The sequence below is a fragment of the Actinophytocola sp. genome (genome assembly GCF_009379765.1).
Classification (GTDB): domain Bacteria; phylum Actinomycetota; class Actinomycetes; order Mycobacteriales; family Pseudonocardiaceae; genus Actinophytocola.
Genome location: NZ_WHTD01000127.1, coordinates 1 through 24,052, shown reverse-complemented (window position 1 = coordinate 24,052; position 24,052 = coordinate 1). Strand labels below are relative to the sequence as shown.

Sequence of the window (24,052 nt, the reverse complement as noted above, 5' to 3'; positions counted from 1 at the left end):
CGTGGCGGTGCCGGTGGCCGCGGCCCGGGTGGCATGCACGGCGGCGGGATGGGCGGCGGCCGCGGCGGCCGCGACGAGGGGGACGGCGAGCACCAGCGGCCGTCGTTCCTGGTCGAGCCGGACCCGCACGAGACGTTCGGCACCGACGAGGTCACCGCGCCGCCGGTGATCGGCGAGTAGGGCGCCGATGGTTCTCGCGAAACCGCTCACCCTGCGCACCGACTCGCTGTCCCGGTTGGTGCGGCGGGAGAACATGGGCGAGCTGCACGTCACCCTGAAACCGCAGGCGGTGTGGCGGCCGAGGGACGAGGAGCAGCGGATCGAGTCCGCGACCCGCGCCGAGCTCACCCGGCTGGGGCTGTTCGACCGCTCCGGCCGGCCCGACGTGGAGCTGGTCGCGTCGCTCACCGTGCTGTGCCGGGCCGGTGCGGAGTTCTACGGCTGGATCAACGAGGGCGACACCACCCGCGCCGTGCTCGCGGCCGCCATCGGCCGAGAGGCGATCCTCGCCATCCGCGAGGGCGACACGGTGCGGCTGAACCAGATCCGGCCGGACTCGCTGCCGGAGGTGCTGGTCGCGCAGACGCCCGACGTTCCCCCTGCGCGTGGCGAGGCGCACAGCATCCTGCGCTCGGAGGCCCTCGCGGCGGTGGGCGGCCGGCACCGCACCGAGGCCGGCGTGGGCAGCCGCCCGGCGCCGCCGTCCGTGCGGGCCGTCCAGCAGATCGCCGCCCAGCCCACCACGGGCGGCGGCGAGCTGTTCGTGGCGGTACGCGACCGGATGGCCAGGCGGCGTCCCGTCGCCTACCCGCTCCGGTACGCGGACACCCCCAACGGCCGCTGGCTCAACCACATGACCGAGGCGGGCGGCGGCGAGCACCGGGTCCTGGTGGCCCCGGCCGCACGCGCCGACCTGGTCCGCCGCCTGCAGGAGATGCACCGCGACCTGCGTGGCTGACATGCCCTGAACGACGCGCTCGGGACGTCCAACGTCCCGAGCGCGTCGTTCAGGGCATGTGGGCCGTAGCGTGGCGCGGCGGAGGTGGAGGCGATGTCGGTCGTCGGGCTGGTGCTTGTCGCGGTGGGGTTCGGGGTTCTCGGCCTGGCGGTGCGTGAGGTGCGCCGGCTGCGGGTGGACGTGCGGCGGGTGGAGGCGCGGGCCGAGGTCGTGGCCGATGAGGTCGACGCGCTTCCGCCGGAGCTCTCGCGCACCTTCGGGGTCGGCGCCAGGCACCTGGTGTCGGTCGAGATTCTCAACCTCTTCGAGTTGGCGCACAAGGAAAGTGCGCTCACCCGGCCGCTCACCGTCCTCACGCCGCGGCTGCTCCGGGACGTCGTGCACCGCAGGCTCATCGGCAAGGTGCGGCAGGGGCTCGACGACCAAGGGGTGCGGGCCGACGTGAGGTTGCACCGTGCTCGTTGAGCTCGCCGGGATCGTCCTCGTCGCCGGCAGTGCTGCGCTGCTCGGGGCGGCGCGGCGGGCGCGACGACGAACGAGGCGGGCCGACTGGCTGCTCACCCGCGCGTCCCTGGCGGTGGCCGAGGCGCGGCGGGCGAGCATCACGGTCGGTGGCTCACAGCTTGTCGATCACCTTCTGGGCATCGTTGCTCGGGATGGCGAACCCGATCCCGACGCTGCCCGCTGACCCGTCCGGGCCGGACACCGGCGAGTACATCGCCGAGTTGATGCCGATGACCTCGCCGGCGCTGTCGAACAGCGGGCCGCCGGAGTTGCCCTGGTTGATCGACGCGTCGGTCTGGATGGCGTGGTAGGTCACGGTGTTCCCGGAGCCGGAGCCGGAGCCGCCGTTGCCCTGCCCCGGCACGCCGAACGGGAGGCCTTGCTGCTCCTGCGGCTGCTGCTCCTCGGCCGGCACCTTCACCTCGCGGTCCAGCGCGCTGACGATGCCGGTGGTGACGGTGCCCTGCAGGCCGCCCGGCGAGCCGATGGCGATGACCTCGTCGCCCACGTGCACGGCGTCGGAGTCGCCGAACTTCGCCACGGTCAGCCCCGAGACCCCCTTGGCCTGGATCACCGCCAGGTCGCTCGCCGGGTCGGTGCCGACCACGGACGCGGGCACCTCGCGGCCGTCGGCGAGCGTCACGGTCAGCTGCTCGGCGCCGGCGACGACGTGGTTGTTCGTGAGGATCCTGCCGTCGGCGCTGATGATCACGCCGGAGCCGATGCCCTGGGCGTTCGCGGTCCGCATGTTCACCTGGACCACGCTGTTCCTGACCTTGTCGACGACCGCGCTGACGTCGGTCGCCTTCGTGTCGGAGGTGCTGGACGCCGCGACGGGCGTGGTGGCCGTCCCGCCGTCGTCACCGGCGACCAGCGCGCCGATCGTGCCGCCGATCCCGCCCGCGGCGAGCGTGGCGGCGGCGAGGAGCGCGATCGTGTTGCGGCGGAAGCGGTTCCTCGGCGGCTGCGGCTGTCCCGACGGCGGTGCCGGCGGGGTCGGCGGCTGCGGAGGGAGGTAGTTGGGGGTCGGATAGTTCCAGGGTGGCACCGGGGGTTGCCTCGGTGGCAGGTATGTCTCGGTCATGCCTCCACCGTGAGCCCGCTGCCTGGGAAGAGCCTGTGAGTACGCGGAGGGATCGCCAAGAAGTCCCTTGGCGAACATGAGGAGCGAACCGTCGAACCCCGCCTGAGCACCACATAAGGTCTGGGGGTGACCAACGAGAGCTCATTCCTCCGCCTCCAGGCCAGGACCCAGCGGTTCACCCTCGGCTCGCCGCGTGGGTTCCAGGTGTCGCCGGACGGCTCGCGCGTTCTGTTCCTGCGCTCGGCCTCCGGTGAGGACCGCCGGCACATCCTGTGGCGGCTCGATGTCGCCACCGGCACCGAGAGCCGGCTCGCCGACCCGCACGTGCTGCTCGGTGGCGGCGGCCCCACCTACACCGAGGACCTGCCGCCGGAGGAGCGGGCCCGCCGCGAGCGCAGCCGCGAGCAGGCCGGCGGGGTGGTCGGCAACGCCACCGACGCCGACGTGCGGGTCGCCGCGTTCGCGCTGTCCGGCACGCTCTTCGTCGCCGACGCGGTCACCGGCGAGACCCGTGGGCTCGACACCGCCGCCGGCGTGATCGACCCGCGGCCCGACCCGACCGGCCGGCACGTCGCCTACGTCGCGGGCGGCGCGCTGCGGGTGATCGGCGTGGACGGCACCGGCGACCGCGCGCTCGCCGAGCCGGGCGGGCCGGACCAGGCGTGCGGCGTCGCGGAGTTCATCGCCGCCGAGGAGATGAGCCGCTCGCGCGGGTACTGGTGGTCACCGGACGGCACCCGGCTGCTCGTCGCGTTCACCGACAAGAGCCCGGTGCGCCGCTGGCACATCGCCGACCCGGCCAACCCCGAGGCCACGCCCAACGTCGTGTCCTACCCGGCCGCGGGCACGGACAACGTCGAGGTCCGGCTCGCGATCCTGAGCCTCGACCGGGAGCGGATCTCCCGGGTCGACGTCGACTGGCACGGCGGCGACCTGCCCTACCTCGTCACCGCGCACTGGAGCGCGGGCGGTCCGCCGCTGGTCGCGCTGCAGACCCGGGACCAGAGGCGGACGGAGATCCGCTCGGTCGACCCGGACACCGGCGCCACGACGCTGCTCGCCACCGAGACCGACGACGTCTGGGTGGACATCGCGCCCGGCGTGCCGGCGTGGACGCCCGACGGCCGGCTCGTGCGGATCGGGGTGAGCCAGGGCGGCTACCGGCTCGTCGTCGACGACAAGGAGGTCACCCCGCCGTCGATGCAGGTGCGCTCGGTGCTCGATGTGGGTGCGGACATCCTGTTCACCGCCACCGAGTCCGACCCGACGCAGGTGCACGTGTACCGGGTGGACGACGCCGGCATCACCCGGATGTCCACATCGGACGGTGTGCACGGCGCGGTGCGCGGCGGCGACGTGACCGTGCTGTCGTCGTGGACGCTGGAGCGGCCCGGTTCGGTGACCGACGTGCTGCGCGGCGACGAGCGGGTCGCCGGCATCGAGTCGCTCGCGGTGGACCCGGGCGTCACGCCGAACCTGCGGCTGCTGACCCTCGGCGAGCGGGAGCTGCGGGCCGCGCTGCTGTTCCCGACCGGGTACGAGCCGGGCAGCGGGAAGCTCCCGGTGCTGCTCGACCCCTACGGCGGGCCGCACGCGCAGCGGGTCATGGCCAGCCGCAACGCCTACCTCGGCCCGCAGTGGCTCGCCGACCAGGGCTTCGCGGTGCTCATCGCGGACGGCCGCGGCACGCCCGGCCGCGGGCCGGCGTGGGACCGGGAGGTCGTGCGCGACTTCGCCGGCGCCACGCTCGACGACCAGGTCGACGCGCTGCGGGCGGCCGCGGCGGAGTTCCCGGACCTCGATCTGTCCACTGTGGCCATCCGGGGCTGGTCCTACGGCGGCTACCTCGCGGCGCTGGCGGTGCTGCGCAGGCCGGACGTGTTCCACGCGGCGATCGCGGGTGCGCCGGTGACCGACTGGCGGCTCTACGACACCCATTACACGGAGCGATATCTGGGCCATCCGGACGAGGAGCCGGCGGTCTACGACCGCAACTCGCTGATCGACGACGCGCCGAAGCTGGAGCGGCCGCTGCTGATCATCCACGGGCTCGCGGACGACAACGTGGTGGTGGCGCACTCGGTGCGGCTGTCCGCCGCGCTGGTCGCCGCCGGCCGGCCGCACGCGCTGCTGCCGCTGCCCGGCGTCACGCACATGACCCCGCAGGACGACGAGGTGGCGGAGAACTTCATGCTGATGCAGGTCCGGTGGCTGCGCGACGCGCTGGGCCTGGCCGCGGAGGTGGCGCGGTGAACCGCTGGGGGATCACGCTGCCGCTGACCGGCGTGCCGCTCGCCGCGCACCGCGACCTGGTGCGGGAGCTGCCCGACCTCGGCTACACCGACGTGTGGTCGGCGGAGACCGCCGGGACGGACGCGTTCACGCCGCTCGCGCTGACCGCCGAGTGGACTCGTTCGACGCTCGACCCCGCGAGCGGGTCTTCGGCAGGTCTGCGGCTGGGCACGGCGATCGCGCCGGTCTACACGCGTGGGCCGGGCCTGCTGGCGATGCAGGCGGCGACGATCGCCGAGCTCGCGCCGGGCCGGTTCGTGCTGGGCGTCGGCACGTCGACGCCGACGATCGTGACGGGCTGGAACGCCGTCCCGTTCACCGATCCCTACGCGCGGGCGCGGGACACGCTGCGGTTCCTGCGGGCGGCGCTCTCGGCGACAAGGTCAGCGAGTCCTACCAGACGTTCACGGTGTCGAAGTTCCGCCTGGAACGGCCGCCGACCCCGCCACCGCCGATCGTGCTGGCGGCGCTGCGGCCCGGCATGCTGCGGCTGGCCGCGCGCGAGGCCGACGGGGCGATCACCAACTGGCTGGCGCCCTCCGACGTCCCGACCGTCCGGGCCGAGCTGGGGGCCGAGGGCGAGCTCGTGGCCCGGATCTTCGTGTGCCCCACCGAGGACGCCGAGGCCGCGCGGGGGCTCGGCCGGATGCTCATCAGCAGCTACCTCACCGTGCCGGTGTACGCGGCGTTCCACGACTGGCTGGGCCGAGGCGACGCGCTGGCGCCGATGCACGAGGCGTGGGCGGCGGGCGAGCGGGTCGCGGCCAACGCGGCGATCCCCGACTCGGTGGTGGACGACCTGATCGTGCACGGACCGGTGGAGAAGTGCCGGGAGCGGGTGGCCGCGTATGTCGAGTCCGGGTTGGACACTCCGGTCATCTCGGTGCTGCCGACGGGGGCCGACCCGATGCAGCTGGTCCGGTCGCTGGCGCCGGCCTGACCCGGTAGTGGATCGTCAGGTGGCGGCCGTATTGTGGCCTCAAGTAGGCCGTGTCTCGTGGATCTCGATCGCGGTATTCGCGCCCAGATGCCCCCTGGCCGCGTTGTCGGAAGACCCAAATACAACCCGGTATGAGCGGCCTTCCTCTGCCTTGCCAGGAGACATCTGGATCACGAATCCCATCGACCGAGGACCCACGAGACACGACCTGGGTGAACCTAAGAATGGGGTCAGATTGCGGGTTTCGCTAGACGCCTCCGACGAACCGCAGCTGTCCGCCGGCGCCGCCGGTGCGGACCGGGTGCGCGCGTTGGCCACCGTGGCGCTGGACGCCATGGCGCAGACGGCCGCGGCGCGCACCGGTCCGATCCCGGCCGGCGGCCTGCCGGCGGTGGCCGCCGCGCTGGACGGGATCGAGCTGCTTCCGCACCAGGGCGTGGGGGAGGCGGCGGCGCTCGACGAGCTCACCCGGATCCTCACCGCCGGTTCCGTCGATCCCGCCCACCCGTGGTGCGCGGCCCACCTGCACGGCCCCACCCTCGCCGTCGCGGCGGCGGCGGACCTGGTGGGCAGCGTGCTCAACCCGTCCATGGACTCCTGGGACCAGGCCCCGGTCGCCAGCGCGCTGGAGCGGGAGCTCACCGCCACCCTCGCCCGGCTGTGCTTCCCCGAGCGGGACCAGCCGGACGCGGTGGTCACCAGCGGTGGCACCGAGTCCAACCTGCTCGGGCTGCTCCTCGCGCGCGAGCACGGCAGGACCAGGCTCGTCTGCGGGCGCAACGCCCACCACAGCGTCGCCAGGGCCGCGTGGCTGCTCGGGCTCCCCGCGCCGCGGCTGATCGACACCGATGCCGGCCGGATGCGGGCCGACCTGCTCGACCCGACCGGCGACGAGGTCGTCGTCGCCACGGCCGGCACCACGGACACCGGGGCCGTCGACCCGCTGCCGGAGATCGCCGCGGCGGCGCGGCGGGCCGGGGCCTGGCTGCACGTCGACGCCGCCTACGGGGGCGCCGCCCTGTTCAGCGACCGTCTCGCGCCGCGGCTCGCCGGGCTCGAGCACGCCGACTCGGTCGCCGTCGACCTGCACAAGTTCGGCTGGCAGCCCATCGCCGCCGGGATCCTCGCGACGCGGAACCCGATCACCGCGCTGGACGTCCGCGCCGACTACCTCAACGCGGGCGACGACACCGAGGCCGGCATCCCCGACCTCCTCGGCCGCTCCATCCGCACCTCCCGCCGCCCCGACTGCCTCAAGATCGCCGTCACCCTCCGCGCCCTCGGCCGCCGCGGGCTCGCCATGCTCGTGGAGCGCTGCTGCGCGCTCGCCCAGGAGGTGGCCCGCGAGGCGCGGCGGCACCCGGGCCTGCACCTGTGGGGCGAGCCGACGCTGTCCACCGTCCTGGTCCGCCCGGTGCGCGGCGACGTCGCGGCCGTGCGGCGCCGGCTCCTCGAGGACGGCACCGCGGTGGTCGGCCGCGCCACGATCGACGGCCAGGTGTGGCTCAAGCTCACCCTGCTGAACCCGCGCGCCACCATCGACGACTACCGCGGCCTGCTCGACCTGGTCGCCAGCACGACATGACCGGCCCGCTGGACATCGCGGGGGTCGGCATCGGCCCGTTCAACCTCTCCCTCGCCGCCCTCGCCGAGCCGATCGAGCACCTGCACACCGCGTTCTTCGAGCAGGACCCCGAGTTCCGCTGGCATCCCGGCCTCATGATCGAGGGCGCCGCGCTCCAGGTGCCCTTCCTCGCCGACCTCGTGTCGCTCGTCGAGCCCGCGCACCCGCTGTCGTTCCTCAGCTACCTGCGCGACCGCGGCCGGCTGTTCCCCTTCTACTTCGCCGAGCGCTTCCACATCCCGCGCGCGGAGTACGAGGACTACTGCGCCTGGGCCGTCACCAGGATCACCAGCGCCAGGTTCGGCCGGCACGTGACGAGCATCCGCCGGTCCGGCGACGTGTTCGAGCTCGACGTCGAGCCCGGCGGCCGGGTGAGCGCCCGCAACGTCGTGCTCGGCGTCGGCACCGAGCCCGTGCTGCCCGACCCGCTGGAACACCTGGCGGGCAACCGGATCCTGCACTCCGCGGACTACCTGCCGGCCCGGCGGCGCCTGGTCGAGGCGGCGGACGTCACGGTCGTCGGCTCGGGGCAGTCCGGCGCCGAGGTGTTCCTCGACCTGCTGCGCGCCCGGCCGCCCGGCCGCGGCACCCTGCGCTGGCTCACCCGCACGCAGGCGTTCGCGCCGATGGAGTACTCCAAGCTCGGCCTCGAGCAGTTCACGCCCGACTACGTGCGCTTCTTCCACGGTCTCGACGAACCGACCCGCGACCGGCTCGTGCCCGCGCAATGGCAGCTGTACAAGGCGATCAGCGCCGACACGATCGCCGACATCTACGACGAGCTCTACGAGCGCACGGTCGGCGGCGGCTGGCCTTCGGTGTCGCTGGCGCCGGGTGTGGAGGTCACCGCTGCCGCCGAGCGGGCCGGCCGGGTCGAGCTGGAGCTGCGGCACGTCCAGCAGGACCGCAAGGCCACCGTCACCACCGACGCGGTCGTGTGCGCCACCGGCTACCGCGAGCGCGACCTCGGCGAGCTCGTCGCCCCGTTCGCCGGCCGGATCGAGCGCGACGCGGCCGGCCGGATCGCGGTCGACGCCGACTACCGGGTGCACCTCGACGACGGTGCCGACGCCGGTGGGTCGCTGTTCGTGCAGAACGCCGAGCGGCACACGCACGGGGTCGGCGCGCCGGACCTCGGGCTCGCCGCGTGGCGCTCGGCGCGGATCCTCAACGCGGTGTGCGGCAGGGCGGTCTACCCGCTGCCCGACCGCACCGCCTTCACCACGTTCGGGCTGGAGGGGCCGTGAGCGAGAGTGACGGAGCGTTCGCTGTCTGGACGGAGGAGAAGCGCAGGCGCGCCAGCGCCGAGCATCGCACGGAGCGAGTTCATTGGACGGCGGGGCAGCGAGTAGCGGAGGAGCGGAGCGAACCATGAGCACTGTGCGCGGGTCTTGGGTCATGGCCGGGTCGTTGATCGTGCACAAGATGCTGGGTGAGCTGAGCTACGAGGGCCTGCTGGAGCCGGTGGAGGCGGACGGCGGCTGGCTGCTCGCGTTGCCCGGCGGTGTCGAGTACCGGTTCCGGGCCCGGCGCGGAGCGTTCGAGTCGTGGCACGTCGAGCCGGGGAGTGCCACCCGCGACGGCGAGCCGGCCACCGACCCGTGCACGCTGGTGGTCGACGCGCGGGAACGGTTGGGGCTCACCGGGTTGCGGCTCGCCGACGTGCTGGCCGAGCTGACCGCGACGGTCACCAACGAGGCCACCCGCATCGGCCGCGCGCCCACCGCCGCCACACTGTCCACCATGGACTACGACCGGGCCGACGGGCACCTCACCGGGCATCCCCGGCTCGTGCTCAACAAGGGACGGGTCGGCTTCTCCGCGCCCGACCGGGAGCGCTACGCCCCCGAGGCCGCCCCGGAGTTCCCGCTGCGCTGGTTCGGCGTGCACCGCGACCACGCGTCGTTCCGGTGCGTCGCGGAGCTGTCCGAGGAGCGGCTGCTCACCGAGGAGCTCGGCGACCGGCTGGCCGAGCTGCGCGCGCCGCTGACCGACCCGAGCCAGTTCGTGCTCGTGCCGGTGCACCCGTGGCAGGCCGACGAGATCATCGGCACGCTTTACGCCGCCGAGCTGGCGTCGGGGGCCGTCGTGCCGCTCGGCGAGAGCGTCGACCGCTACCGGCCGCACCAGACCGTCCGGACGCTGGCCAACGCCAGCCATCCCACCCGGCGGGACGTGAAGACCGCGGTGTCGGTGCGCAACACCCTCGTCTACAGAGGACTCGCGGCCGCCGCGACGCTCGCCGCACCCGCGGTCACCACCTGGCTGCGGGACATCGGCGCCGCCGACCCGATGCTGCGCGAGAAGTACCGGTTCGAGCTGCTCGGCGAGGTGGCGAGCGTGTCCGTGCGGCACCCGCTGCTGGGCAACCTGGCCGAGCTGCCCTACCGGTTCCACGAGACGCTCGGCGCGCTGTGGCGCGAGCCGATCCGCACCCGCCTGGGCCCGGGGGAGCGGGCGGTCTCGTTCGCCGCGCTGCCCTACCGCGGGCCGGACGGCGAGGCGGTCCTCAGCCGGATGGTCCGCGAGTCCGGTGTGGACGTCTCGGACTGGCTGGGTCGCGTGCTCGACCTGCTGCTCACCCCGTTGCTGCACTGGCTGTTGCGCTACGGCGTCGGGTTCTGCCCGCACGGCCAGAACCTGATCCTCATCGCCGACGACCGGGGGATGCCCCTGCGGGTGGCGATCAAGGACTTCGCGCAGGGCGTCGACCTGCTCGACGAGGAGGTTCCGGAGTACGCCCTGCTCGCCGCCGAGGCAGGTGCCGACATGCTGCGCTGGGCGCCGCACCTGCTGGCCCAGTCGCTGTTCAGCTCGGTGTTCGCCGGCCAGCTGCGGTTCTGGGCGGAGGTCCTGCTCGACGACCTCGGGTACCCGCGTCCGGTCTTGTGGGCGCAGGTCCGGGAGATCGTCGGCCGCTACCGCGACGAGCATCCGGAGACCATGCACCGGTTCGACGCGTGCCAGCTGTTCGCGCCCGATGTGGAGCGGGTGACGCTCAACCGCGAGCACCTGGCGGGCCAGGGGTTCGACAAGGTCGACCGGGACGACGAGTTCGACGTCCGGTACGGCCGGGCCGCCAACCCGCTTGCTGGCCCCGCCCCGGACGGCGCGTGGTGATCGCGCACGAGCGTCCGGGCGGCCCGCGAACGCTTGCGGCCCGGTCCGCGGCCGTCCCGGCGCTGGCCGACGCGCTGCGGTCCGAAGTGGATGGTGGGGCGGTCACCGCGGTGGTGCTGCTCGTGCCCGACCCGCACGCCCGGTTCGCCGCCGTCGAGGTCGGTGCCCCGTTCTTCCTCGACACGGTGCTGCCGTCCGGCTACGGGGTGTGCAGTTACGTGTTCGCGTGGACGCCGGAACGGGAGGCCGTGGCCGCGCCGGTGTTCGCGCCCTACACCGACACCTACGGCGACCTGCGGATGCGGCCGGATCTCGCCACCTTGGCGCCGCTGCCGGGTGCGCCCGGCACCTGGCTCGTGGTGTGCGACGTCGACTGGCCGGACGGGCGGCCGGTGCCGATCGCGCCGCGGACCGTGCTGGGTGACCAGCTGCGGGTCGCCGAGTCGCGCGAGTTCGTGCCGTCGGTGGGCCTGGAGCACGAGGTCACCTTCACCGGCGCCGACGGCTCGCCGGTGGTGTCGGCGGGCCTGGACTACGCGACCGGCGGCCTGGACGCGGTGCGACCGTTGCTCGCCGCCGTCCGGTCCGATGTGGACGCGCTCGGTCTCGGCGTGGAGTCCCGGCGCGGCGAGTGCCACCCCGGGCAGTACGAGAGCGTCCTGGGCCACCGCGACGCCTTGGCCGCGTGCGATGACGCGATGCTGCAGCAGCTGGTGATCCGCCGGGCGGCGGCCGCGCACGGCGTGCGGGCGGGCTACCTCGCCGCCGAGCGGGCCGGCGCGGGGAGCTCGTGTCACGTGCACCTCTCGCTGTCCGATGTGGATGATCGGCCGTGGTCGGCCGGGCTGCTCGACCGCTTCGCCGCGGGCGTGCTCACCGCCGCGCCCGACCTGACCGCGATCTGGGCCCCGACGTGGAACTCCTACGTCCGCCTGCGGACGGCCCCCTTCGCACCGCGCGACGTGCGGGCCGGCGCCGACGACCGCACGGCGGCGGTCCGCATCGCCGGCTCGGGTGACGCGCTGCGCATCGAGGCCCGCTTCGCCGGCGCCGACGCGCAGCCGCACCTGGTGGTCGCCGCGTTGCTGGCGGCGGGCCTGTGGGGCATCGAGGAAGAGCTGGCCGCGCCGGCCCCGGGCCGCCTGCACGACACCCCGTGGACCGCGCTCCGCGCCCTGGACGAGTCCGCCCTGGCGCGCAAGCTCCTGGGCGACGCGATGGTCGACGCCCGGGTGGCGCTGCTGGCCGAGGAGCTGACGACCTGCCTGGAGACGGTGACCGACTGGCAGCGCCGGCGCGGGGACCGGAGGACATGAACCCGCCCATCGCCGAAGGCCGCAAGGTTGTGACGTCACCACTCAACCCCAACGGAGGATGGTTGGTCACGCGGTGCGCCGCGTAAAATGGAGGTCTGTCAACGTGTGCGGTAGCGGCCAGTGTGATCAGGGGCGCGAGAATGAGAGCGATTCGCCGAATTGGTAAGACTCCAGCGGAGCGTGGCGACACCACCGGGGTGAGCGGATCACCAGATCTTCTGGAGCTCGATGACGGATCATTTGCCGTAATTGGTCCGGATATTACCGATGAACTTGGCCGCCGTCCCTTGGTCGATGCGAACTGTGCCGACAACGAACGGATCGTGCGAGTTCCTCGTCATATGCTGATTGCTGCCAAGAAGTATATACCGGACGACTAGATGATACCGCCGGAGTGGGCCACGAGATTGGGGAAGCGTCTTTCGCTGGAGACATTCGCCATCGAATTTTCCGATGCATGGAACAACCTTGCGTCGAGGTTTCTCAAGCTTGAGTGTTGGCAGACGTACCAGGAGCAGGAGTCCAACAAGTCTCATAGCGAGTACAAGTTGGGGAACGTCGCCAATGCGGCGAAAATGCTCGAGAACGAGGCGGAGACAGATCGGCCGTTGTATGAGGGAGTAAAGTCCAGGCGGCTTAAGTATGCTCGTGTACGACTCATCAAGCTGCCGTTGACGCCGTATCTGCGATACGAGATGATCAGCTACAGGATTCGCGAGCAGATGGGCGAGAACATAGAGGTCGTCCAGGTCGGGTCGGAAGTGTCGCTTCCCAACGAGGAGTACTTCGACTTCTTGCTTTTCGACCGGACGACGGCGTTGGTGCACGACTACGGCACCGATGGTCGTCAAGTCGGTGGGTGGCTCGTGGAGGATGCCGAGACTCTTGAGCGTCTGGAGCGGACGACGGCCCAGCTTAGACGGCATGCCGTACCTATCGGCAGGTTCCTGCCGTCAATAGGTGGCAAATAGTCGTCGTACTGATGCTAACGTACGCGCCATGCGCCGAGGAGTACTGCGGAAAACAGTCCTCGTCGTTTCCGTACTCTTGGGTGTCAGCCTTGTCTTCGCTAGTATTCTGGTTCCCATCGTTCTCCTGGTGCGTGCCGACAACCAGACTTTGCGTCGCTGGTCTGACATCGGACAAGCTCTGACGCCGGTCGGCGTGCTTTTCTCTGGGATCGCGTTCGGGGGTATCGTGCTGACGCTTGCGCTTCAGCAGCGAGAGTTGCAGAACCAACGGGAAGAACTCGGAATACTGAAGGATGAACAGCGACGGAGCAGCGAAGTCGCATTGCGGCAGCTCCACACGGAGCTGATCAAGATGGCGATCGAGGATCCAGAGCTCCTGGAAGTGTGGCCGCCCATCGAACCAAATGTGGGAGAGACCAAGAAGGATCATTACTGCAATCTCATTCTCAACTTGCAGAAGGTCGCATACGAGACGAAGACGACTATTGAGGTGGACGAGCTTCGCGGAGCATTGGCATACCTGATGACAAGTCGTGATGTGTACTTGTTCTGGACCAAGGCCCGGGCAGCCCGGATTGCTGTCACGGAGAGTGATGCCGACGAGGACTTCTTCACGCGGCTGATTGACCACGCATACAGGAACGCGGTCCCTCCGCGCCGCCCTGGCGGCGGGGCCTCGGTGGCTGTCCTGGCGATGGGCATCCGGCCGTTGTTGCATCGTCGATGATGCGGCCGCGACACCGTGTTGCCGTCGCACGGGCGTGTCCACGCTGTGCTGATGTCGTCGTCGGTGGCGGTCTCAAAAAAACAAGCACGCATGCTTGAAATGGGGACGGGCCCCGTGCCATCGTTGACCCCGTGGTGGAGCTCAACGCGCTGGTTGCCGACCTCCGTGCCGAGGGTGCCGAGATAGACGCCCTGGTCAGCGGGCTTCCCGACGACGGCTGGGCAACGCAGACGCCCGCAGTGGGCTGGACCGTCGCGCACCAGGTGGCGCACCTGGCCTGGACCGACCAGCGGGCGTTGCTCACGGTCACCGACGGCGACGCGTTCCTGGCCGAGGTGGCCCAGGCCGCGGCCGGCGCGCCGATGACCCAGATGGACAAGTTCGTCGACGAGGCCGCCGCCACCGGTGCAGCGGCACCGCCGGACGAGCTGCTCGACAGCTGGCGCCGCGGCCGCGCGGACCTCGCCAAGGCGCTGCTGGCGGTGCCCGACGGCACCAAGCTCCCCTGGTACGGCCCGTCGATGTCGGCCGCGTCGATGGCCACCGCCCGGCTGATGGAGACCTGGGCACACGGCTGCGACATCGCCGACGCCCTGGCTGCCCGGCGGGAGCCGACCGCCCGGCTGCGGCACGTCGCGCACATCGGCGTGCGGACCCGCGACTTCGCCCACCTCGTCCGGCGGCTCGCGCCGCCCACCGAGCCGTTCCGGGTCGAGCTGACCGGGCCGGGCGGCGAGGTGTGGACCTGGGGCCCGGCCGACGCGGCGCAGCGGGTCACCGGACCGGCGCTCGACTTCTGCCTGCTGGTCACCCAGCGCATCAACCGGGCCGACACGGCACTCGTCGCCACCGGACCGGACGCCGACACATGGCTCGACATCGCGCAAGCGTTCGCGGGCCCGCCCGGCGACGGACGGGCGGCGCGCTCATGATCAGGATCGGCAACGCGTCCGGCTTCTACGGGGACCGGTTCGCGGCCATGAAGGAGATGCTCACCGGCGGCGAGCTCGACTATCTCACCGGCGACTATCTCGCCGAGCTCACCATGCTCATCCTCGGCCGGGACCGGATGAAGGACCCCGGCCGCGGCTACGCCCGCACCTTCCTCAGCCAGCTCGAGGAGGGCCTCGGGCTCGCCATCGACAAGAACGTCAGGATCGTCACCAACGCGGGCGGGCTCAACCCGGCCGGCCTCGCGCAGGCCGTCCGCGATCTCGCGACGAGGCTGGGGCTCGAGGTGAAGGTGTCCCATGTGGAGGGTGACGACCTGCTCGAGCACGGCTTCCCCGGCGCGCTCACCGCCAACGCCTACCTCGGCTGCTGGGGCATCGTCGAGTGCCTGAACACAGGCGCCGACATCGTCGTCACCGGCCGGGTCACCGACGCCTCGCTCATCGCCGGGCCCGCCGCCGCGCACTTCGGCTGGGGGCGCCAGGACCTCGACCAGCTCGCCGGCGCCACCGTCGCCGGGCACGTCATCGAGTGCGGCACCCAGGCGACCGGCGGCAACTTCGCGTTCTTCACCGAGGTCGCGGACCGCACGCATCCCGGGTTCCCGATCGCCGAGATCGACGCGACCGGTGAAGCGGTCATCACCAAGCACACCGGCACCGGCGGCGCGGTCACCGTCGACACCGTGAAAGCACAGCTGCTGTACGAGATCGGCGGCCCGCGCTACCTCGGCCCGGACGTCACCAGCCGCTTCGACACGATCCGGCTCACCCAGGCGGGCGAGGACCGGGTCGCGATCACCGGCGTCAAGGGCGAGGCGCCGCCGGACACGGTCAAGGTCTGCGTCAACACCCTCGACGGGTTCCGCAACAGCATGACGTTCGTCCTGTGTGGACTCGACATCGAGGAGAAGGCCGCACTGGCTCGCCGCCAGCTCACCGAGGCGGTCGGCGCCGAGGGTCTGGTGTGGACGCTCGCCCGCACCGACCACGCCGACGCGGACACCGAGGAGGCGGCGAGCGCGCTGCTGCACGTCACCATCAAGACCCCGGACCCCAAGCGCGCCAAGGCGTTCTCCCGCGCCTCGGTCGAGCTGGCGCTCGCCTCCTACCCGGGCTTCACGCTCACCTCGCCACCCGCCGACGGCACCCCGGTCGGCGTGTACCGGCCGGAGTACGTGTCCCAGCAGGTGATCGAGCAGGTCGCCGTCCTGCCCGACGGCGAGCGGCGGACGATCGACCCACCCGTCACGTTCGGCGGCGCCGCCGCCGAGTCCCCTGCCGAGCCGGCGTACCAGGCCGGGCCGACCCGTCGGGTGCCGCTGGGCACGATTGTCGGCGCCCGCTCCGGCGACAAGGGTGGCGACGCCAACCTCGGCGTGTGGGTCCGCGACCCGGCCGCCTACCCGTGGCTGGCCGCCGAGCTGACCGTCGACCGGCTCCGCGAGCTGCTGCCCGAGGCCAAGGACCTCGACATCGAGCGGCACCCGCTGCCCAACCTGACCGCGGTCAACTTCGTGCTGCACGGCCTGCTCGGCCAGGGTGTGGCGGCGTCCACCCGGTTCGACCCGCAGGCCAAGTCGCTCGGCGAGTGGCTGCGCTCCCGGCACGTCGACATACCGGAGGCACTGCTGTGACGGATCCATTCCGGACCCCTGAGCGGAAAGCGCTCCGCGAGACCACCCGGCGGTTCGTCGAGTCCGAAGTGGTCCCCAACCTCGACCGGTGGGAGCGCGACGGTGAGCTGCCGCGCGACCTGCACCGCAAGGCCGGCGCGCTCGGCCTGCTCGGCGTCGCCTTCCCGGAGGCGGCGGGCGGTGGGGGCGGTGACGTCATCGACGCCATGACCGTCACCGAGGAGATCCACTACGCGGGCGGCTCCGGTGGCGTGGTCGCGGGCCTGTTCACCTCCGGGATCGCGCTGCCGCACATCGCCAGCGCCGGCGATCCCGCGCAGATCGAGCGCTGGGTGAAGCCGACGCTCGCCGGCGAGCTGATCGGCTCGCTCGCGGTCACCGAGCCCGACGGCGGCTCCGATGTCGCGAGCGTGCGCACCAGCGCGAAGCGTATTTCTTCCGGGGGGGACGGCGACCACTACGTCGTCAACGGCGCCAAGACGTTCATCACCTCCGGCTGCCGTGCCGACTTCGTCACGACGGTCGTCCGCACCGGCGAGGGTCCCGACCAGGCCGGCGCGCACGGCCTGTCGCTGCTGGTCGTCGAGCGCGGCACGCCCGGCTTCACGGTCACCCGCAAGCTCGACAAGATGGGCTGGCTCTGCTCGGACACCGCCGAGCTGTCCTACGTGGACGTACGGGTCCCCGCCGAGAACCTCGTGGGGCGGGAGGGCGAGGGGTTCGCCCAGGTTGCCACCCACTTCGTCACCGAGCGGCTCGCGCTCGCCGTGCAGGCCTACGCCACCGCGCAGCGCGCGCTCGACCTGACCGTCGAGTGGTGCCGGCTGCGTGAGACGTTCGGCCGGCCGCTGATCTCGCGCCAGGTCGTGCAGCACAAGCTCACCGAGATGGCCCGCCGGGTCGACGTTGCCCGCACCTACACCCACGACGTCGCCGTCCGGTACGCCGCGGGCGAGCCGATGGTCGCCGAGGCCTGCTTCGCCAAGAACACCGCGGTCGAGGCCGGTGAGTGGGTCGTCAACGAGGCGGTCCAGCTGCACGGCGGCCTCGGCTACATGCGGGAGTCCGAGGTGGAGCGCCACTACCGGGACGTCCGGATCCTCGGCATCGGCGGCGGCACCACCGAGATCCTCACCGGCCTGGCCGCGAAAGTGTTGGGGTATACGTGAGCGGGAGTGACGGAGCGTTCGCCGTCTGGACTGAGGAGCGCGCGCAGGCGCGCCAGCGCCGAGCACGCGACGAGGGAAGACGGCGAGTAGCGGAGGAACGAAGCGAACCAATGAGCACAGCATGACGACTCTTCAGTCCACGGTGGACACGAAGGCCGCCGACCACGCGGCCAACCGCGACGCCATGCTCGCCAAGCTCGCGGAGATCGAGACGGAGCACGCCAAGGCGGTGGCGGGCGGCGGGGACAAGTACGTCGACCGGCACCGAAAGCGCGGCAAGATGCTGGTGCGCGAGCGCGTCGAGATGCTGCTCGACCCGGACTCGCCGTTCCTCGAGCTCTCCCCGCTCGCGGCATGGGGCAGCGACTACAAGGTCGGCGCCAGCGTGGTCACCGGCATCGGCGTGGTCGAGGGCGTCGAGTGCCTGGTCTGCGGCAGCGACCCCACCGTCAAGGGCGGCGCCAGCAACCCGTGGACGGCCAAGAAGTCCTACCGGGCCGCCGACATCGCCGCGCAGAACCGGCTCCCCACGATCAACCTCGTCGAGTCCGGCGGCGCGGACCTGCCGACCCAGAAGGAGATCTTCATCCCGGGCGGGCGGATCTTCCGCGACCTCACCCGCGCCTCGGCCGCGCGGACCCCGACCGTCGCGCTCGTGTTCGGCAACTCCACCGCGGGCGGCGCCTACCTGCCGGGCATGTCGGACTACGTGGTGATGGTCAAGGAACGCGCCAAGGTGTTCCTCGGCGGCCCGCCGCTCGTGAAGATGGCCACCGGCGAGGAGTCCGACGACGAGTCACTGGGCGGCGCCGAGATGCACGCCCGCACCTCGGGCCTCGCCGACTACCTCGCGGTCGACGAGGAGGACGCGATCCGCATCGGCCGGCGGATCGTCGCCCGGCTGAACTGGCGCAAGCACGGGCCCGAGCCGGTGGCCGGCTACGCCGAGCCCGAGCACGACCCCGAGGACCTGCTCGGCATCGTGCCGACCGACCTCAAGGTGCCGTTCGACCCGCGCGAGGTGATCGCCCGGGTGGCCGACGGCTCGGACTTCGACGAGTTCAAGCCCTTGTACGGCGCCAGCCTCGTCACCGGCTGGGCGCAGGTCCACGGCTACCCGGTCGGCATCCTGGCCAACGCGCGCGGCGTGCTGTTCAGCGAGGAGTCGCAGAAGGCCGCGCAGTTCATCCAGCTGGCCAACCAGGTCGACACGCCGCTGCTGTTCCTGCACAACACCACCGGCTACATGGTCGGCAAGTCCTACGAGCAGGGCGGCATCATCAAGCACGGCGCCATGATGATCAACGCCGTGTCCAACTCGAAGGTCCCGCACATCTCGGTCCTCATGGGCGCCTCCTACGGCGCCGGGCACTACGGCATGTGCGGCCGGGCCTACGACCCGCGGTTCCTGTTCGCCTGGCCCAGCGCCAAGTCCGCGGTGATGGGCCCGCAGCAGCTCGCCGGCGTGCTGTCCATCGTGGCCCGGCAGGCGGCGGCGAGCCGCGGCCAGGAGTACAGCGAGGAGCAGGACCTGGCCATGCGCGCGATGGTGGAGAATCAGATCGAGGCCGAGTCCCTGCCGATGTTCCTGTCCGGCATGCTCTACGACGACGGCATCATCGACCCGCGGGACACCCGGACCGTGCTCGGCATCAGTCTCTCGACCATCCACAACGGACCGATCAGCGGCGCCGGCGGCTTCGGCGTCTTCCGGATGTGACGGCCGTGATCACCACGCTGCTCGTCGCCAACCGGGGTGAGATCGCCCGCCGGGTGCTCCGCACCTGCCGCACGCTCGGCATCTCCACCGTCGCCGTCCACTCCGACGCGGACGCGGGTGCGCCGCACGTGCGGGAGGCCGACGCGGCGGTGCACCTGCCCGGCACCGCGCCCGCGGACACCTACCTGCGGTCCGACCTGCTGATCGCCGCCGCGCTGGGAGCGGGCGCGGACGCGATCCATCCCGGCTACGGCTTCCTGTCGGAGAACGCGGCGTTCGCCCGCGCGGTGCTCGACGCCGGGCTCACCTGGGTGGGCCCGCCGCCGGAGGCCGTCGAGCAGATGGGCTCGAAGATCGAGTCCAAGCGGCTCATGGCCGACGCGGGCGTGCCGGTGCTGGCCGAGCTGGACCCGGCGTCGATCACCGCGGCGGACCTGCCGGTGCTGGTGAAGGCGTCCGCCGGTGGTGGTGGCCGGGGCATGCGGGTGGTCCGCTCGCTCGACGAGCTGGCGTCCCAGATGGAGGGTGCGCGGTCGGAGGCGGCGTCGGCATTCGGCGACGGCACGGTGTTCTGCGAGCCGTACCTCGCGACCGGTAGGCACATCGAGGTCCAGGTGATGTGCGACGCGCACGGCACCGTGTGGGCGGTGGGCGAGCGGGAGTGCTCGATCCAGCGCCGGCACCAGAAGATCGTCGAGGAGTCGCCGTCACCGCTGGTCGAGCGGGTCCCGGGAATGCGCGACGAGCTGTTCGCCGCGGCGCGCAACGCGGCCAAGGCCATCGGCTACGTCGGCGCCGGCACCGTGGAGTTCCTCGCCGACGACGACGGCCGGTTCTACTTCCTCGAGATGAACACCCGGCTGCAGGTCGAGCACCCGGTCACCGAGTGCGTCACCGGCCTGGACCTCGTCGGCCTGCAGGTCGGCGTCGCGGAGGGCAGGCCGCTGCCGGCCGGGCCGCCGCCGTCGCAGGGCCACGCGATCGAGGTCCGGCTCTACGCGGAGGACCCCGCCGCGGACTGGCGCCCGCACAGCGGCACGCTGCACCGGTTCGAGGTTCCCGGCGTCGCCACGGAGTTCTCCGTGCCGCTGGGCACGGGCATCCGGCTCGACTCCGGCGTCGTGAGCGGTGACGTGGTCAGCCCGCACTACGACCCGATGCTGGCCAAGGTGATCTCGCTGGCACCGACCCGGGACGTGGCCGCCCGCGCGCTGGCCGCGGCGCTCACCCGGGCGAAGGCGCACGGCGTCACCACCAACCGCGACCTGCTCGTGCGCGTCCTCACCCACCCCGCGTTCCTGGCCGGGGACACCGACACCGCGTTCTTCGACCGGCACGGCCTCGACACGCTCGCCGCCCCGCTGGCGGCCGAGGAGACCGTGCAGCTGTCGGCGCTGGCCGCCGCGCTTTCCGCGGCGGCCGCGAACCGGGCGAGCGCCCGGGTGCAAGGCCGGATCCCGAGCGGGTGGCGCAACGTCGTCGCCCAGCCGCAGCGCAAACGCTTCACCGTCGGCGGGACCGAGCACGAGGTGCGTTACCGGCTCACCCGCGACGGCTTGGACGCCGAGGGACTGGCCGGCGTCCGGCTCGTCGAGGTGACCCCCGACACGGTGGTCCTCGACGTCACCGGCCTGCGCCGCCGCTTCGCCGTGTCGAGCTACCCCGGACTGTCCTGTGTGGACTCACCGCTCGGCTCGGTGTCGCTCGTGCCGGTGGAGCGGTTCGCCGACCCGGCCACCCAGGTGGCGGCGGGCTCGCTGCTCGCGCCGATGCCCGGCACCGTCGTGCGGGTGGCCGCGGCGGTCGGGGACCGGGTGACGAGCGGGCAACCCTTGCTGTGGCTGGAAGCCATGAAGATGCAGCACCAGGTCAACGCCCCGGCCGACGGCGTGCTCACCGAGCTCGGCGTCGCCGCGGGAGACCAGGTCGAGGTCGGCCGCGTCCTCGCCGTCGTGAGCCGTGAGGAGTCGTGAGTGGAGCGAACGGAGGCACAGTCATGAACGCGTTCACCGAGTCCGACGAGCGTCAGGCACTGCGGAAGGCGGTCGCCGACCTCGGCAAGCGCTACGGCGGTGAGTGGTTCCAGAAGAAGGCCCGCAGCGGCGAGAAGACCAGCGAGCTGTGGGACGAGGCCGGCAAGCTCGGCTACCTGGGGGTCAACGTGCCGGAGGAGTACGGCGGCGGGGGCGGCGACATCGGCGACCTGGCCGCGGTGGCCGAGGAGCTCGCCGCCGCCGGCTGCGGGCTGCTGCTGATGGTCGTGTCGCCGGCCATCTGCGCCACGATCATCAGCCGGTACGGCACCGACGAGCAGAAGCAGACCTGGCTGCCGCGCTTCGCCGACGGCTCGCTGCGGATGGCGTTCGCGATCACCGAGCCGGATGCCGGCTCCAACGCGCACAAGCTCACCACCACCGCCCGCCACGACGGCTCCGGTACCGGCTGGGTCCTCAGTGGACGGAAGGTGTTCATCTCCGGGGTGGACGAGGCCGCCGCGGTGATGGTGGTCGGGCGCACCGAGGACGCGAGGACGGGCCGGCTCAAGCCCGCGCTGTTCATCGTGCCGACCGACGCGCCCGGCTTCGAGTACCAGCCGATCGAGATGGACATCGTCTCGCCGGACAAGCAGTTCATGCTGTTCCTCGACGACGTGAAGCTGCCATCGGACGCGCTGGTCGGCTCGCAGGACGCGGCGCTGATGCAGCTGTTCGCCGGGCTCAACCCGGAGCGGATCATGGCCGCGTCGTTCGCCATCGGCATGGGCCGGTACGCGCTGGACAAGGCGGTCGAGTACACAAAGACGCGGCAGGTGTGGAGCACGCCGATCGGCGCGCACCAGGGTGTCGCGCACCCGCTGGCCGAGGCCAAGATCGAGCTGGAGCTCGCAAAGGTGATGACGCAGAAGGCCGCCGCGCTCTACGAGGCGGGTGACGACATGGGTGCCGGCGAGTCGGCCAACATGGCGAAGTACGCGGCCGCCGAGGCGTCGATCAAGGCGGTGGACACGGCGGTCCAGGTGCACGGTGGGAACGGGCTCACCGCCGAGTACGGCCTCGGCGCGCTGGTCGCCGCGGCGCGGGCGAACCGGATCGCGCCGGTGAGCCGGGAGATGATCCTCAACTTCGTCGCCCAGAACACCCTGGGCCTGCCCAAGTCGTACTGATGACCGAGGTTCTGCGCGAGCCGCAGCAGGACCGCAGCCGCGCGACGCGGCGGCGGCTCCTGGAGGCGGCGATCGAGTGCCTGGCCGAGCTGGGCTGGTCGGGCAGCACGGTCGCGGTCGTGGCCGAGCGGGCCGGGGTGTCGCGTGGTGCCGCCCAGCACCACTTCCCGACCCGCGAGGACCTGGTGACCTCGGCCGTGGAGTTCGTGTCCGAGGAGCGGCTGGCGCTGCTCCGGTCGCACGCCGCCGACCTGCCCACCGGCCCCGGCCGCACCCAGGCCGTGGTCGACATGGTGGAGCACATCTACACCGGACCGGTGTTCCGCGCGGCCATCCACCTGTGGGTGGCCGCGTCCTCGGACGATCGGCTGCGGGACCGCGTGGTCGGTCTGGAGGCCCATGTCGGCCGAGAAACCCACCGGGTGGCGCTGGAGCTGCTCGGCGTGGACGAGTCCGTGCCCGGCGTGCGCGAGGCGGTGCAGGCGACCCTGGACATGGCCCGCGGCCTGGGCCTGGCCAACCTGCTCTCCGACGACAGCCGGCGGCGGGCGCGGGTGCTCCGCCAGTGGGCCGTGATGCTGGACGCAGCGGTCGCCGACGCGCGGTGCTGAATTGTTCGCTTCGCTCACCATCTGCGATGTCAGGTGCGTTGGGCAGATATGGACAGCCAGCAGCGCGGACCGTCATGCCGCCGATGCGTGGCCATGTCCGCCGTGCTCATCGCGCTTGCCTGCGTACTGCCTGGCGAACCGTGCGGCGGCTCGTGCCCGCCGCCGCTCCCGAAGGGTGTCGGAGACAGCCACCAGGCGGCCCCTAAGAAAACCGGACCAGAAACCGCGCCATGCATCCATCGACGCCTGATCGCGCTCACCCTCGCCGAGATCCGCCGACTCCTCAACCTCATTCCCCGCAACGAACACGCCATCGCCCACGGCCTGCACTGGTCAGTCTGGCGCCGTCGACACCAGGCCGAAGCCCGTCGAGTCCATGTCCGGCGCCGACTCCACCTCCAAGCGCTAATGATCTAGCCCCGTAGTACTAGTCGAACGACTGAGACGAATGGTGCTCCAAGCCGACGAGGGGCGCTGGACCCTTGACACATTCAGATATCCAGATCGCTAGGTCGCCCATCCCTTTGGCAAGGGAGACGGAGAGTACAAAATCGGGTTACTCTCGAATCCATTCCAGAAGATCCACAAATGACCACTCTCCGGGCAACGGTACATAATTGTTGATTGCGTATAGAGATCTTCAATATCTACTCGACCGCTAAATGCGTCGAAATCAACGTCGGACAGAATTCGCCACTCGTCCGGGTTTGGTATCAATCCGCTCGTTGAGATCGAATGACCACATACGCATAGAAACTTAGCCATCTCAGCCGCCAAGTATGATGATGTCAGAAATCTGGTCGGTGACGCCTCGAACTCGTGCTAGTAGGTTTCCGACGTCGGCAGTTGTCAGCGGCGACTTACTGAGGTCAAGCACGACACCTCCTCCACGAACCTGGGAGCCCTTGGCAGCGATGGCGCTGACGATACGGGCAACGTTGCCTGTCGTAGGCGAGTACACATCGTACGCGATACCATCGAGGAGTAGATCTGATGTCCGGCCAGCTGCCGGATCGGCCGCGCGCAGGACAACATTTCTACCTTGTCCTGCAAGTGTTTCAGCCGCCGCACGTTCGCTCGCTGAGAACCCTTCGCCGATCACCTGGAGGCCACCGGCGGTGGCTCCGCCTGGATCCACCGCGCGGATTGTCACCGGGAGTGTGTCGTGACAGCAGAAGTGCCCTTTGACCTGGGAGAATCGGAGTTGCTGATACCCCGATACCCATAGCCGAAAGGGCACTTCGTAGATGCGATTGTTGCATACCG

The 24,052-nt window shown here is 71.4% G+C and carries 19 protein-coding genes and 2 pseudogenes; 19 read left to right on the top strand and 2 right to left on the bottom strand.

Annotated elements, in window-relative coordinates; translation table 11 throughout:
• From GEV28_RS30595 to GEV28_RS30585, 3 genes and pseudogenes are all read left to right on the top strand, one after another.
• A pseudogene (locus GEV28_RS30595) lies at positions 1-180 on the top strand (hypothetical protein); the annotation flags it as partial.
• A gap of 7 nt (positions 181-187) precedes the next feature.
• Positions 188-958 (top strand): ESX secretion-associated protein EspG, encoded by a 771-nt coding sequence (locus GEV28_RS30590; RefSeq protein ID WP_291415930.1) that lies wholly within the window; start codon positions 188-190, stop codon positions 956-958.
• Positions 959-1,051: 93 nt separating this feature from the next.
• Complete coding sequence (locus tag GEV28_RS30585; RefSeq protein ID WP_291415929.1) at positions 1,052-1,423, top strand: hypothetical protein; 372 nt, start codon at positions 1,052-1,054, stop codon at positions 1,421-1,423.
• A 151-nt stretch (positions 1,424-1,574) separates the two neighbouring features.
• Here GEV28_RS30585 and GEV28_RS30580 read toward each other — a convergent pair whose 3' ends face one another.
• Complete coding sequence (locus GEV28_RS30580; RefSeq protein WP_291415928.1) at positions 1,575-2,546, bottom strand: trypsin-like peptidase domain-containing protein; 972 nt, start codon at positions 2,544-2,546, stop codon at positions 1,575-1,577.
• A 126-nt stretch (positions 2,547-2,672) separates the two neighbouring features.
• Here GEV28_RS30580 and GEV28_RS30575 point away from each other — a divergent pair, with 126 nt between their 5' ends.
• The 16 genes and pseudogenes from GEV28_RS30575 to GEV28_RS30500 all read left to right on the top strand — a co-directional run bounded on the left by GEV28_RS30575 (position 2,673) and on the right by GEV28_RS30500 (position 22,786).
• Positions 2,673-4,799, top strand: coding sequence for a prolyl oligopeptidase family serine peptidase (locus GEV28_RS30575; RefSeq protein WP_291415927.1), 2,127 nt, complete (start codon positions 2,673-2,675; stop codon positions 4,797-4,799).
• A pseudogene (locus GEV28_RS30570) lies at positions 4,796-5,778 on the top strand (LLM class F420-dependent oxidoreductase). Before GEV28_RS30575 ends, GEV28_RS30570 begins: the two are co-directional and overlap by 4 nt.
• 235 nt (positions 5,779-6,013) lie before the next feature.
• Entirely contained in the window at positions 6,014-7,363 is a 1,350-nt protein-coding gene (locus tag GEV28_RS30565) for an aminotransferase class V-fold PLP-dependent enzyme (protein WP_291415926.1), read from the top strand.
• Positions 7,360-8,649: a SidA/IucD/PvdA family monooxygenase gene (locus GEV28_RS30560; RefSeq protein WP_291415925.1), complete on the top strand. Its 1,290-nt coding sequence runs from the start codon at positions 7,360-7,362 to the stop codon at positions 8,647-8,649. Before GEV28_RS30565 ends, GEV28_RS30560 begins: the two co-directional genes overlap by 4 nt.
• Positions 8,650-8,773: 124 nt before the next feature.
• Positions 8,774-10,522: an IucA/IucC family siderophore biosynthesis protein gene (locus GEV28_RS30555; protein ID WP_291415924.1), complete on the top strand. Its 1,749-nt coding sequence runs from the start codon at positions 8,774-8,776 to the stop codon at positions 10,520-10,522.
• Entirely contained in the window at positions 10,516-11,838 is a 1,323-nt protein-coding gene (locus GEV28_RS30550) for a glutamine synthetase (protein ID WP_367115230.1), read from the top strand. The genes GEV28_RS30555 and GEV28_RS30550 overlap by 7 nt, the downstream gene beginning before the upstream one ends.
• A gap of 140 nt (positions 11,839-11,978) precedes the next feature.
• A complete protein-coding gene (locus GEV28_RS30545) occupies positions 11,979-12,218 on the top strand; it encodes a hypothetical protein (RefSeq protein WP_291415923.1) in 240 nt (79 codons plus the stop codon).
• Positions 12,219-12,809, top strand: a complete 591-nt coding sequence (locus GEV28_RS30540) for a DUF6879 family protein (protein ID WP_291415922.1) — start codon at positions 12,219-12,221, stop codon at positions 12,807-12,809.
• Between the two features lie 127 nt (positions 12,810-12,936).
• Entirely contained in the window at positions 12,937-13,536 is a 600-nt protein-coding gene (locus tag GEV28_RS30535) for a DUF6082 family protein (RefSeq protein ID WP_291415921.1), read from the top strand.
• Between the two features lie 131 nt (positions 13,537-13,667).
• The gene (locus GEV28_RS30530) at positions 13,668-14,468 is read left to right on the top strand and encodes a TIGR03084 family metal-binding protein (RefSeq protein WP_291415920.1); all 801 of its coding nucleotides are present in this window, start codon (positions 13,668-13,670) and stop codon (positions 14,466-14,468) included.
• Positions 14,465-16,123 (top strand): acyclic terpene utilization AtuA family protein, encoded by a 1,659-nt coding sequence (locus tag GEV28_RS30525; protein WP_291415919.1) that lies wholly within the window; start codon positions 14,465-14,467, stop codon positions 16,121-16,123. Before GEV28_RS30530 ends, GEV28_RS30525 begins: the two co-directional genes overlap by 4 nt.
• Positions 16,120-17,292, top strand: coding sequence for an acyl-CoA dehydrogenase family protein (locus GEV28_RS30520; RefSeq protein ID WP_291415918.1), 1,173 nt, complete (start codon positions 16,120-16,122; stop codon positions 17,290-17,292). Before GEV28_RS30525 ends, GEV28_RS30520 begins: the two co-directional genes overlap by 4 nt.
• A gap of 121 nt (positions 17,293-17,413) precedes the next feature.
• A complete protein-coding gene (locus tag GEV28_RS30515; protein ID WP_291415917.1) occupies positions 17,414-19,012 on the top strand; it encodes an acyl-CoA carboxylase subunit beta in 1,599 nt (532 codons plus the stop codon).
• Between the two features lie 5 nt (positions 19,013-19,017).
• Positions 19,018-20,985 (top strand): biotin carboxylase N-terminal domain-containing protein, encoded by a 1,968-nt coding sequence (locus tag GEV28_RS30510; protein ID WP_291415916.1) that lies wholly within the window; start codon positions 19,018-19,020, stop codon positions 20,983-20,985.
• A 23-nt stretch (positions 20,986-21,008) separates the two neighbouring features.
• Positions 21,009-22,175: an acyl-CoA dehydrogenase gene (locus GEV28_RS30505; RefSeq protein ID WP_291415915.1), complete on the top strand. Its 1,167-nt coding sequence runs from the start codon at positions 21,009-21,011 to the stop codon at positions 22,173-22,175.
• Positions 22,175-22,786, top strand: a complete 612-nt coding sequence (locus GEV28_RS30500) for a TetR/AcrR family transcriptional regulator (RefSeq protein ID WP_291415914.1) — start codon at positions 22,175-22,177, stop codon at positions 22,784-22,786. Before GEV28_RS30505 ends, GEV28_RS30500 begins: the two co-directional genes overlap by 1 nt.
• Positions 22,787-23,552: 766 nt before the next feature.
• Here the strand turns inward: GEV28_RS30500 and GEV28_RS30495 are convergent.
• The coding region (locus GEV28_RS30495; RefSeq protein ID WP_291415913.1) for a hypothetical protein at positions 23,553-24,052 on the bottom strand (500 nt) is incomplete at its 5' end.

Bases quoted from the DNA above. Each gene is read 5' to 3' on its own strand.
- GEV28_RS30545 (WP_291415923.1), top strand. From the start codon at position 11,979: ATGAGAGCGATTCGCCGAATTGGTAAGACTCCAGCGGAGCGTGGCGAC.
- GEV28_RS30590 (WP_291415930.1), top strand. From the start codon at position 188: ATGGTTCTCGCGAAACCGCTCACCCTGCGCACCGACTCGCTGTCCCGG.
- GEV28_RS30525 (WP_291415919.1), top strand. From the start codon at position 14,465: ATGATCAGGATCGGCAACGCGTCCGGCTTCTACGGGGACCGGTTCGCG.
- GEV28_RS30585 (WP_291415929.1), top strand. From the start codon at position 1,052: ATGTCGGTCGTCGGGCTGGTGCTTGTCGCGGTGGGGTTCGGGGTTCTC.
- GEV28_RS30540 (WP_291415922.1), top strand. From the start codon at position 12,219: ATGATACCGCCGGAGTGGGCCACGAGATTGGGGAAGCGTCTTTCGCTG.
- GEV28_RS30500 (WP_291415914.1), top strand. From the start codon at position 22,175: ATGACCGAGGTTCTGCGCGAGCCGCAGCAGGACCGCAGCCGCGCGACG.
- GEV28_RS30515 (WP_291415917.1), top strand. From the start codon at position 17,414: ATGACGACTCTTCAGTCCACGGTGGACACGAAGGCCGCCGACCACGCG.
- GEV28_RS30560 (WP_291415925.1), top strand. From the start codon at position 7,360: ATGACCGGCCCGCTGGACATCGCGGGGGTCGGCATCGGCCCGTTCAAC.
- GEV28_RS30580 (WP_291415928.1), bottom strand. From the start codon at position 2,546: ATGACCGAGACATACCTGCCACCGAGGCAACCCCCGGTGCCACCCTGG.
- GEV28_RS30505 (WP_291415915.1), top strand. From the start codon at position 21,009: ATGAACGCGTTCACCGAGTCCGACGAGCGTCAGGCACTGCGGAAGGCG.
- GEV28_RS30555 (WP_291415924.1), top strand. From the start codon at position 8,774: ATGAGCACTGTGCGCGGGTCTTGGGTCATGGCCGGGTCGTTGATCGTG.